We start from the raw sequence: 11,007 nt of genomic DNA on the forward strand, positions 1-11,007 counted from the left end.
GCTGTTCCTCGGCGACTACATCTACGAATACGCCTCGCCACCGCTGGCGCTGCGCCACCACGCGGGCACCGCCACGCAGACGCTCGACGACTACCGCAACCGCTACGCGCAATACAAGGGCGACCCGGCCCTGCAGGCCGCGCACGCCGCCGCCCCCTGGCTGGTGGTGTGGGACGACCACGAGATCGACAACGACTACGCCGATGGCCGCCCGCAAGGTGGGCCCGACGCCTTGTTCGCGTCACGCCGCGCCGCCGCCACGCAGGCCTATTGGGAGCACATGCCGTTTCCCAAGGCCATGCGCCCGCGTGGCAGCGAGATGCGCCTGTACGAGCGCTACGACTGGGGCACGCTGGCACGCATCCACACCCTTGACGACCGCCAATACCGCGACGTGCAGGCCTGCCCCCGGCCCGGGCGCAACGGCTCCAACACCGTGAAGCTCAAAGACTGCCCCGAGCTGGTCGACCCCAAGCGCTCGCTGCTCGGTGCCGACCAGGAACGTTGGCTGGCGCAGGGCTGGGACAGCACGCGAGGGTGGAATCTGCTCGCGCAACAAACCTTGATGTCGCGCTTCACATGGTCTGACCCCGCCGAGGGTGGCACCTACTGGACCGATGGCTGGGACGGCTATGCCGCGTCACGCAAGCGCCTGCTCGGCACGGTGGCCGAGCGCAAGTTGCCCGGTGTGGTGGTGCTGGGCGGCGACGTGCACGCGAACTACGTGGCCGACCTGAAGGCCGACTACGACGATGCCAAGTCGCCGGTCATTGCCACCGAGTTCTGTGGCACCTCGATCAGCAGCAACGGCCTGGCGCAGTCTCGCGTCGACGCCGCGCTGCCTTTCAACCCGCATGTGCGCTATTCGCGCACTGACCTGCGCGGCTATGTCGGTTTCACGCTTGGCGCCAAGCGGCTCGACGCCAGCCTGTGGACCGTGCAAGACCCCAAGGACCCCTCTTCTTCCGTGAACATTGCCACACGTTTTGCGGTGGAGCTGGGCCGGCCGGGTGCACAAGCCGCGTAGTGCCTCACAACACGCGTCGTGTAAGTAGATAGCCCTCTCTTCCACTGGGTTGAATGCAAGCTCGGATACTCGCGCGCTTGCCGGCAAGACCCCGCCGGCCCCATAGAGCTGGATCTCCCCCCGCGACCTGCGGGGGGCCCGTGGGACCCCCCACGATCATTGGCCCGTGTCGAGATACGGCGCCAGCGTCTGTGCCACCCAGGCCATGAACACCTGCACGCGCTTGGGCAGGTTGCGGCGGTTGGCGTACAGCAGCGACACCGGCAGTGGGGGTGCGCGGTGTTGTGGCATCACCTTGACGAACAAACCGCGTTCGATCAGCGACTGCACGCCCGCCGCTGGCGCCTGGATCAGACCCAGCCCCGCCAGGCACGCGGCCTGGTAGGCCTCGGTGCTGTTGACGGTGAGCCCACCCGCCATCGCGACCGTCTGGGTGCGCCCCTGTTCCTGATACTCCCAGCCCGACGGTTTGGCGCCCAAGGTTGGCACATAGTGAATCAGCCGGTGGGCGGCCAGCTCGTTCAGCGTTGTCGGTGTGCCGTGCTGTCGCAGGTAGGCCGGGCTCGCGCAATTGACCTGCTGCAGCTCGCCCAGGGGCCGCGCCACCAGGCCTGAGTCGACCAGCGGCCCCACGCGCAACACGCAGTCGAACCCCTCTCGCACGAGATCGACGCGGCGGTCGGTGCTGCTGAGTTCGATGTCGATGTGCGGGTGTTCGGCCAGAAACTGCGGCAGGCGAGGAACGATCTGGTCGCGCGCGATCAGCGTGGGCATGTCGACCCGCAAGCGCCCGCGAAGCGACTGCACGCCCTGCTGAAACATGGTTTGCAACTCGTCCATGTCGGCCAGCACATCCTTGCTGCGCTCGTAGAAAGCCTGGCCGTCTTGTGTCAACTGCACCCGCCGGGTGGTCCGGTGCAGCAAGCGTGTGCCCAACTCGCTTTCGAGCTGCTGCACGGCGGTCGAGACGCGCGCCTTGGGCAGGCTCAACTGTTCGGCGGCCTGGGTGAAGCTGCTCAACTCGGCCACCCGCACAAAGATTTGCAGGCCTTCGATTGTTCTCATGAGATGAACAAACTAATCAGTTTGTGGCGGTTTATCTGCGGGAATTGGATCAATAAAGTGCCCTCATCGCAACCCACTTTGAGCAGAGGCATCTCATGAACACACCTTCCATCGCACTGATCACCGGCGGCAACCGCGGGCTCGGCAAGAGCGCCGCGCTGGCACTGGCCGCCCAAGGCACCGACGTGATCCTCACCTACCGCCACAACGCCGCCGAGGCCGCGGCGGTCGTCGCGCAGATCGAGCACAGGGGCCGCCGTGCCGTCGCACTCGCGCTCGACGTGGGCGACAGCCGCGGCTTCCGCGACTTTGCTGAGCAGGTGAAGCGCGCCTTGGCGCAGCACTGGCAGCGCGAGCGCTTCGATGCGATCGTCAACAACGCCGGCATGGGCCACCACGCCAGCTTTGCCGAAACGACCGAAGCGCAGTTCGACGAGCTGATGAACGTTCACCTCAAGGGCCCCTATTTCCTGACGCAGGCCCTCTTGCCGCTGCTCAACGATGGCGGGCGCATCGTCAATGTGTCGTCGGGCCTGACGCGCTTTGCACTGCCGGGCTATGCCGCGTACGCCGCGATGAAGGGCGGCATCGAAGTGCTCACGCGCTACCAGGCCAAGGAGCTCGGCGCGCGTGGCATCAGCGTCAACACCGTGGCGCCCGGTGCCGTCGAGACCGATTTTGGTGGCGGCGCTGTGCGCGACAACGCGCAGCTCAACGCGGCCATCGCGTCGCAGACGGCGCTCGGCCGTGTGGGTCAGCCCGATGACATTGGCGGTGCCATTGCGGCGCTGTTGTCACCCGGCAGCCACTGGGTCAACGCCCAGCGCATCGAAGTCTCAGGCGGCCAGATGATTTGAGGCCCCCCAGTCGCTGCGCTCCTGCCCCCAAGGGGCGTCGTCCGGCTTGGGGCGGCCCGGCGCCGGACATGAAACCCCTCGGCATGGCGGCGATACTCGCTGCCCATGCAGGCGATCCTCGCGGTCACGATTCCTTTTTTTGCGCTGGTGTTGTGCGGCTACCTTGCCGCGCAGCGCCGTGTGCTCCCCGAAGCGGCCATTCCGGGGCTCAACGCCTTCGTGCTGTTTTTTGCGCTGCCCTGCATGCTGTTTCGCTTCGGCGCGAGCATGCCGTTTGCGCAGCTGATCAACCCGTCGTTGATCGGCGTGTATGCGCTGTGCGCGCTGCTGGTGGTGTTTTTCACCGTGGCGGTCACGCTGCGCCGCGCCGATTCGCAAAAGGGCGTGGACATGAAAAACGCCGCCTTCGGTGCGCTCGTCGCCGCCTTCCCCAACACCGGTTTCATGGGCGTGCCGCTGCTGGTGGCGCTGCTGGGTGAGCGTGCCGCCGGGCCGGTGATTGGCACCATCCTGGTCGACCTGTTTCTCACCAGTTCGCTGTGCATTGCTCTGGCGCAAGCCTGGCATGGCGACGACGCGGCGCCTCACGACAGCACCCTCACCACCGTGTTGCGCTCGCTGCGCGGTGCCATGAGCAACCCGCTGCCCTGGGCCATCGGCCTGGGCGCGGCATCGGCGGCCACAGGCCTCACGCTACCCGGGCCGCTGGCGCAGATCGTCAAGATGTTGGGCGACGCGGCCACGCCGGTGGCGCTGTTCACCATCGGCGCGGTGTTGTGGCGTGCCGGCCAGCACGTGCACACCCGCACGCCCACCTCGCAGTACCTGCCGGTCGCGCTGATCAAGCTCTTTGTGCACCCGCTGCTGGTGTTGAGCGTGGGGCTGCTGCTGCGTGCGGCCGGTGTGCCGGTGCCCGAGTTCGGGCTCAGCGTGCTGATGCTCGCCGCCGCGCTGCCGAGCGCGAGCAATGTGTCGCTGCTGGCCGAACGTTACGGTGCCGACAACGGCCGGGTGGCGCGCATCATCATGGCCAGCACGGTGCTCGCGTTTGTCACCTTCTCACTGCTGGCCTGGGGCCTGGGCATCCAGGCCGGTTGACAACACGGCAGCGAACACCAGGCGCTCCATCTCGCCCGCCCACTGCCGCATCTCCTCGGCATCCAGCCCCACCAGCATCGCGTAACGCCGCCCGCCCCACACGGCCAGGTGCAAGGCGCGCACAGTCTCGGGCGAGGGCCGCTGGGGCAGGTCGGTGCAGGCGTCGAACACCCGCTGCCACATGGCGGCCAGCTCTTCATGGGCGCGGCGCTGGTGCTTGGGCTCGGCGACCTCGGGCTCGAGTGCCAGCATGTCGGGGTGGAACCACGCCAAGGGGTTGCCGTGCGCACCGCAGGCCAGCCGCACCAGCCGCTGGATGCGCTCGCGCCATGTCAGCGACGCGGGCTGCGCCGCCAGCTCATCCACGGCGTGCACCAGCGTCTCGATGCAGTGGCGCACATAGCCCGACTGCAGCGCCGCCTTGTTGGGGAAGTAGTCGTACAGCGTGCCAACCGCGATGCCGGCTTCGAGTGCCACCGCCCGGGTGGTCAGGCGGGCCCAGCCGTCGCGCTGCCAGATCCGAACAAAGGCATCAAAGATGGCCTGCACGGTGAACTTGGCGCGGGCCTGCGTGGGACGTTTGAGAGGCTTGGCCTTGGCTGCCGGGTGAGGGGTCACCATCGCATCAGTATCCGAACCCGCTCACGCTGCCCGCGACATACATTTTGTGCACTGTGACCCCACACGAAAGAGACTGTTCATGGGCGTGCTGATCCGTTTGCAAACCGACAAGACCGCGCTCGACAACACCCGCGTGGTGGTCTCGAATTTGGCCGGGATCAAGCCTGGCGAGGCCCTGCTGAGAATCGACCGCCTCGCATTGACGGCGAACAATATCACCTACGCCGCGTTCGGCGAGGTGCCACACCTGCGCTACTGGAGCTTCTTCCCCGGCGCCGAAGCAGGCTGGGGCCACATGCCCGCGTGGGGCTTTGCCGAGGTGGTGACGTCGACCGTCGACGGCGTCGACGTGGGCGAACGTTTCTACGGCTTCTGGCCCATCGCGAGCCACCTGGTGGTGCAGCCGGTGCGTGTGAGCGAGCGCGGTTTCTACGACGGCACACCGCACCGCCTGGAGCTCACCTCGGCCTACAACCATTACCAGCGCACCGCCACCGATGCGGCCTACCGCCAGGAGCACGAGAGCCACCAGATGCTGTTGCGCCCGCTGTTCATCACCTCGTTCATGCTGGCCGACTTTCTGCAAGACAACGGCTTCTTCGGCGCCAGCCAGGTGGTGGTGTCGAGCGCGTCCAGCAAGACGGCCTACGGCACCGTCTTCTGCCTGCAAGACCAGCCGGGGGTGCGGGTGGTGGGCATCACCTCGGCGGGCAACAAGACGTTTGTCGATGGCCTGGGCTGCTACCAAGGTAGCGTCCCCTACGACGCGGTGGAGTCGCTCGATGCGAAGGTGCCCACGCTGTATGTCGACTTCTCGGGTGACGTGAGCTTGCGCCGCCGAGTGCACGAGCACTTTGGGGCTTCGCTGGTGCACGACTGCTACGCCGGCTCGGCGCAGTCACACGAGCACCTCAGCCAGGATGTGCAGACCTTGGCCGGCCCCAAGCCACAACCCTATTTCGCGCCGTACCAGATCAAGAAGCGCAACGCCGACTGGGGTGCGGCTGAAGTCACGCGCCGTTTCAACGCGGCGCAGCTGGCGTTCATTCAACGGGTGAGCGACGCCAAGAACCCGTGGATGCAGGTGGTGCCGCACAGCGGTTTCGCCGATGCACGCCACCTGATCGATGCCCTTGTTTCGGGCCGTGTCGACCCGAAACAAGGGCACGTGGTGGCGTTGAACTGAAGCGGTTTCTCCCCTTACGGCTGCCCGCACAAACAGTGCGTGATCGCCGAAAACGGTTTGCGCTTGTCGGTGATGTCCACCAGCCAGCCCAGCTCCTGCCGGGCCTCCTGCACGAGCTGCCCGGGCACGCCGATTGGAGTGAGTTGCAGGTCGAAGCGCGCCACCAGCGACTGCAGCGCCTGGGCCCCCAGCAGCTCCAGCAGGCGCTCGGCACGGCCCGGCTCCGGCTGGATGTAGACCACCCGCGCGTCGTCGGCCAGCTTGGCGCGCGTGGCGGCCGACTTGAGCGCTTCGTGGTAGCCGCCCAGCGTGTCGACCAGGCCGCGCTCCTTGGCTTGCGTGCCGGTCCACACCCGGCCTTGCGCCACGGCGTCGATCTTGTCGGGCGTGGTCTTGCGCGCCAGCGCCGCCTTGTTGGTGAAGTCGGCGTAGATCTGGTTGATGGCGATCTGCAACACGGCCGTGAAGCGCGGGTCGGGTGGCAGGCGCGGGTCGCCGGCGCCGGCCAGCCAGGTGGTGGTGACACCGGCGGTGCGCACGCCGATCTTCTCGAGCGCCTTGTCGGCGCTCGGCAGCAAGGCAAACACACCGATCGAGCCGGTGATGGTGCCGGGGTCGGCCATCACTTCGTCTGACGACATCGAGACCCAGTAGCCACCTGAAGCCGCCAGGTCGCCCATCGACACCACCACCGGCTTGCCGGCGGCGCGGGTGAGCTCCAGCTCGCGGCGGATCAGCTCGGAGCCGAAGGCCGAGCCGCCGGGGGAGTTGACGCGCAGCACCAGCGCCTTGACGCTCTTGTCGTCGCGCGCCTTGCGGATCAACTCGGCGGTGGACGCACCCCCCACCGTGCCGGCCGGTGCATTGCCGTCGACGATCTCGCCTTCGGCCACCACCACACCGATGGCGTCGCCGACGTACTGCGGCTTTTGCCGTGCCAGGTAGTTGTCGAACGACACCTGGCGGAAGGTCTTGCCTTCGGGGTCTTTGGCACCGCGCTCGATCATCATCTGGCGCAGCTCGTCGCGGGTCTTGAGGCCATCGACGAGCTTGCTGTCCAGCGACAGCTTGGCTGCGTCGCCGCCGGCCGCAGTGAGGCGTTGCGGCAGCTCGTTGATCATGGCCATCACGCTGCCGAAGGGCAGCTTGCGTGCTTTTTCGACACCGTCGGTGTAAGAGGCCCACAGCGCGTTGTAGAGAAAGCCATTGGACTCGATCGACTCGGGCGACGGGCCGGTGGCGGTGAAAGGCTCACCAAAGTTCTTGTAGCTGCCGACCTTCACCAGGTTGACCGTGACGCCCGCCTTGTCGAGCACTTCGCGGTAGTAATTCTGGTAGCGGCCGTAGCCTTGCATGAAGACGAAGCCCATCGGGTGCAACAACACCTCGTCGGCGTGCGCGGCCAGGTAGTACTGGCGTTGGTCGTATCCAGCGCCCCAGGCCACCACCTGCTTGCCGCTGGCACGAAAGCGCTGCAACGCGGCCGCCACTTCACGCAGGCCGGCCAGGCCGCCGCCCTTGAAGTCATCGAGCACCAGCACGGCGCGGGTGATCTTCGGGTCCATGGCTGCGGCGTCGAGCACCGTCAGCACGTCGCGCAGCTGGGTGCTGCGTTGTGCGTCACCGCTCAGCTGGGCCAGGGCCGCGTCGCGCATGCCGGCGGGGTGTTGTTCGACCAGCGGGCCACGCAGGTTGAGCACCAGGGCGGTGTTGTCTTCGAGCTTGGCCGGGCCGCTGGTGGCGATGGCCACGATGACCGCCACCACGATCAACAAGAAGACCAGGTTGAACAGCGTGCGGCGGGTGGCATCAATCAGCCACCAGAGGCGGCCGAACCAGCGGCGGGGGGTGGCGGCAAAACGTGAGGCGGGCATCTCGGCTCCTGGCGCGACCGGGTCGGTCGGGGGGGTGATGGCTGCACTGTATAGGCAGGCGCGGCGCAGCGTGCGTTGTGGCGGCGTTGGGCGCGGATCATCATGGTGGCAAAGCCGATCGGGGTGGGGCGGGTGTTCATGTCGGGGGCCGCAAGCGGTGGTGGCGTTGGAGGTGACTTTCGGGCCGCCGCGTGCGCCGCCACAGCGGCATGAGACAAAGCGTGGCCGGCGAGGCGCGAAACGCTGTTCGCGGCGGCCGAAGCGGTTTGCGGCACGCGCGTACGAATCGCCAAAACGGCGGTTTTTCCTACAGACGCTGGCTGGGCCTGGGCGTACTATTTTTCCGGGTCACAGCTCCCTCCTCCCTCCCTCCCTGAATGCTGTGGCTCATTGGGCGGGCCGCGCGTGAGCGCAGCCCGTCTTTTCTTTGCCTGTCTTTTCTGGGCCTGCTCTGAGTTAGGCTTGCGCGCCACCCGCGTCGTCGTGGGGCGCCTGACCTCAACGGAAACGCAGACCATGCCCCTCCCCCTCGTCATCCTCGGCACCGGCCTGGCCGGCTACACGCTCGCCCGCGAGTTCCGCAAGCTCGACAAGGAGACGCCGCTGGTCATCGTGAGCCGCGACCACGCCGGGTTTTATTCCAAGCCGATGTTGTCGAACGCGCTGGCCGGCAAGAAGACCGCCGCCACGTTGGTGATGAAGGCCGCCGACAAGATGGCGGCCGAGCTCAATGCCACGATCAAGCCGCTGGCCGAGGTGCAAGGCATCGACACCGGCGCCAAGAGCGTGCGGCTCGCGGGTGGCGAATCACTCGCTTACCGCGACCTGGTGCTGGCCCTGGGGGCCGACCCGATCCGCCTGCCGCTGCAAGGCGACGCCGCCGACACGGTGCTGTCGGTCAACGACCTCGACGACTACGCACGTTTCGCCGAACGGCTCGAGGGCGTGAAGACGGTCGCCATCCTCGGTGGTGGCCTGATCGGTTGCGAGTTTGCCAATGACCTGCTGGCACGCGAGATCGCTCCCACCGTGATCGACCTGGCCGACCGCGCCTTGCCCCGTCTGCTGCCGCGTGAGGCCAGCGAGCGTCTTCAAGCGCGGCTCGAAGCGGCCGGCGCGCATTTCCGTTTTGGCGTGTCGGCTCAAGCGGTGGATCGCACGGCGCCCGGCCTGATCGTGACGCTGAACGACGGCAGCACGCTGCAGGCCGACCTGGTGCTCTCGGCCATCGGCCTGCGCGCGCGTACCGCGCTGGCCAGCGAGGCGGGGCTGGCGGTCAACCGCGGCATCGTCACCAACCGGCTGCTCGCCACCAGCGCGCCGAACGTGCATGCGCTGGGCGACTGTGCCGAGGTGGCCGGGCACACGCTGCCCTATGTGATGCCCATCATGCAGCAGGCCCGTGCGCTCGCCGCCACGCTCGCAGGCACACCGACACCCGTGCTCTACCCCGCGATGCCGGTGCTCGTGAAAACTCCCGCCTGCCCGACGGTGGTGTGCCCACCGCCGCTCGATGCCTCAGGCGCGTGGAGCGTGACGCTGACCGACGACGCCTGCGACGCACGTTTCATGAGCGGTGACGGCCAGCTGCTCGGCTTCGCGCTGCTCGGCAGCGCCACCACCCAGCGCCAGGCGCTGGTGACGCAGGTGCCGGGCTTGCTGACCTGAGAGTGGCCAGTCGCTAGGCTTTGGGCTTGGCCGGGCGGATGATGGTTTGCTGAAATCAGCGGGGACGGCTCGGCGTTTCGTTGCTGTCCCTGAAGGCGCTTGCGCGCTCGATCTCGATCGGGCGAATCTCGTACGCCAGGCCGCAAGCCAGGCACGGGCTTTGGGCCGCGATGGCAGCCGCCTCCTGCAAGCTGCTGGCCACCACGAACCAGTAGCCACCGACAACCTCTTTCGCCTCGGCGTAGGGGCCGTCCGTGATGCCCGATCGCGACACCGTCTTGCCGTCTATCGCAAGCCGTTGGCCGGGTTTGAACCTGCCTTCGGCGACCAGCCGCTCATGCCACAGGTAGAAGGCGTCGATCGCCGCTTGAATCTCTTCCGGCGGTTTGTCTGGGTCCCATTGACCGCGTGAGAGGAGCAGGTAGTCTGACTGGGGCGGAGTTTTTGTCATGGCCGTGTTCCGTTGGGTGATCTACAAGGCAGGGGGCAGGGCGGTCGGGTCGCCATTTCGCACGTGCCGCCGGGTTTCAGGCGAGGCTCGATGCCACGCAGGCGCTGGCCCCGCCAGAAGCCAAACAGCACACGCGCCTCTTCAGCACGGATGAGCCTCGCCGGCCCGTTCGAGAAGTACACCAGGTGGCCCCACTTGATGACTTCGCTCAAGGGCGCAGCGCTGAGCACCGCTTCGCGCAGGGCCTGCACGTAGCGTTGTTGCCAACCATTGAGCGAGGCCACACAGGCGTCAGGGTTGGCCGCGGGGGCGGATTTTTTCATCGGCATGGGGTCTGAACCTGAAGAGCTCTCGGCGGCGCAGCCTCAGCTCAGATCGCCAGCGGGTCGACGTCCAGCGCCCAGCGCAACACCGCCTTGTGTTGGCTGCGCAACGAAGGCAGCTCGGCCACCCACGGCGTGAGCACACGTTGCAGCGCACCGCGAGTGCTCGCTTCCACCAGCATCTGCATGCGCTCGATGTTGGCCACCCGCGCCACGCTGGTGGGCACGGCCGGGTAGATCAGCAGCTCGGAAGCGCCGGGGATCTGCGCGGCGAGCTCGGCCGCGGCCTGCAGAAAGTCGCGCGCCGCCTCGGCGGTGCGGGCTTCGGCGCGCATCAGCGCGAGGTGGGCAAAGGGCGGCAGGCCGGCCATCTCGCGTTCTTTCAGCTGGCTGGCCGCAAAGGCCGCGTAGTCGTGCTGGCGCAGCGCGCCGTAAAGCGGGTGCGTGGGGTGCCAGGTCTGCACCCACATCTCGCTGCGCTCGGACTGCGCGGCGTCGCGCCCGGCGCGGCCCGCGGCCTGCATCAGCAGGGCAAACAAGCGCTCGGGCGCGCGGAAGTCGCTGCTGAACAGGGCGCTGTCGGGGCTCACGGCGGCCACCAGCGTGATGCGGCGGAAGTCGTGGCCCTTGGCGATCATCTGCGTGCCGACCAGCACGTCGACCTCGCCGGCGTGCACGGCCGAAAGCTGGGCTTCGAGCGCGCCCTTCAGCTTGGTGCTGTCGGCGTCGATGCGGGCCACGCGGGCGCCGGGCAGGGCGGCGGCGAGCTGTTCTTCCAGCCGCTCGGTGCCGCGGCCGAGCGAGCTGATATCGGCGTTGCCACAGTCGGGGCAGGCG

11 protein-coding genes are annotated in these 11,007 nt (G+C 67.5%); 5 read left to right on the top strand and 6 right to left on the bottom strand.

Features of this window, described 5'->3' with window-relative positions; translation table 11 throughout:
• Positions 1 to 1,027: alkaline phosphatase D family protein (locus RMO40_RS22985; RefSeq protein ID WP_309725925.1), on the top strand; the 1,027-nt coding region annotated here is incomplete at its 5' end.
• A gap of 156 nt (positions 1,028 to 1,183) precedes the next feature.
• Here the strand turns inward: RMO40_RS22985 and RMO40_RS22990 are convergent.
• Positions 1,184 to 2,092 (bottom strand): LysR family transcriptional regulator, encoded by a 909-nt coding sequence (locus RMO40_RS22990; protein WP_309725926.1) that lies wholly within the window; start codon positions 2,090 to 2,092, stop codon positions 1,184 to 1,186.
• Between the two features lie 95 nt (positions 2,093 to 2,187).
• On the opposite strand from RMO40_RS22990, the gene RMO40_RS22995 reads away from it, so the two are divergent.
• Positions 2,188 to 2,949: an SDR family oxidoreductase gene (locus tag RMO40_RS22995; protein WP_309725927.1), complete on the top strand. Its 762-nt coding sequence runs from the start codon at positions 2,188 to 2,190 to the stop codon at positions 2,947 to 2,949.
• A gap of 105 nt (positions 2,950 to 3,054) precedes the next feature.
• Positions 3,055 to 4,047 carry an AEC family transporter gene (locus RMO40_RS23000; RefSeq protein WP_309725928.1) on the top strand — a complete coding sequence of 331 codons (993 nt, stop codon included), beginning with the start codon at positions 3,055 to 3,057 and terminating at the stop codon, positions 4,045 to 4,047.
• Here the strand turns inward: RMO40_RS23000 and RMO40_RS23005 are convergent.
• Positions 4,009 to 4,668 (bottom strand): TetR family transcriptional regulator, encoded by a 660-nt coding sequence (locus tag RMO40_RS23005; protein WP_309725929.1) that lies wholly within the window; start codon positions 4,666 to 4,668, stop codon positions 4,009 to 4,011. The genes RMO40_RS23000 and RMO40_RS23005 overlap by 39 nt on opposite strands.
• A gap of 79 nt (positions 4,669 to 4,747) precedes the next feature.
• Here RMO40_RS23005 and RMO40_RS23010 point away from each other — a divergent pair, with 79 nt between their 5' ends.
• Entirely contained in the window at positions 4,748 to 5,854 is a 1,107-nt protein-coding gene (locus RMO40_RS23010) for a DUF2855 family protein (protein ID WP_309725930.1), read from the top strand.
• A 14-nt stretch (positions 5,855 to 5,868) separates the two neighbouring features.
• Here RMO40_RS23010 and sppA read toward each other — a convergent pair whose 3' ends face one another.
• The gene (gene sppA, locus RMO40_RS23015) at positions 5,869 to 7,728 is read right to left on the bottom strand and encodes a signal peptide peptidase SppA (RefSeq protein ID WP_309725931.1); all 1,860 of its coding nucleotides are present in this window, start codon (positions 7,726 to 7,728) and stop codon (positions 5,869 to 5,871) included.
• A 516-nt stretch (positions 7,729 to 8,244) separates the two neighbouring features.
• On the opposite strand from sppA, the gene RMO40_RS23020 reads away from it, so the two are divergent.
• On the top strand, positions 8,245 to 9,396 hold the full coding sequence (locus RMO40_RS23020) for an FAD-dependent oxidoreductase (RefSeq protein WP_309725932.1): 1,152 nt from the start codon (positions 8,245 to 8,247) through the stop codon (positions 9,394 to 9,396).
• 55 nt (positions 9,397 to 9,451) lie between these two features.
• On the opposite strand, the gene RMO40_RS23025 is transcribed toward RMO40_RS23020, so the two are convergent.
• The 3 genes from RMO40_RS23025 to RMO40_RS23035 form a co-directional block, all read right to left on the bottom strand.
• Positions 9,452 to 9,847 carry a YciI family protein gene (locus RMO40_RS23025; protein WP_309725933.1) on the bottom strand — a complete coding sequence of 132 codons (396 nt, stop codon included), beginning with the start codon at positions 9,845 to 9,847 and terminating at the stop codon, positions 9,452 to 9,454.
• Positions 9,844 to 10,170, bottom strand: coding sequence for a DUF1801 domain-containing protein (locus RMO40_RS23030; RefSeq protein WP_309725934.1), 327 nt, complete (start codon positions 10,168 to 10,170; stop codon positions 9,844 to 9,846). The genes RMO40_RS23025 and RMO40_RS23030 overlap by 4 nt, the downstream gene beginning before the upstream one ends.
• 47 nt (positions 10,171 to 10,217) lie before the next feature.
• The coding region (locus RMO40_RS23035; RefSeq protein WP_309725935.1) for a helicase-related protein at positions 10,218 to 11,007 on the bottom strand (790 nt) is incomplete at its 5' end.

The organism is Rhizobacter sp. (assembly GCF_031412075.1).
In the GTDB taxonomy this organism is placed as follows: Bacteria; Pseudomonadota; Gammaproteobacteria; order Burkholderiales; family Burkholderiaceae_C; genus Rhizobacter.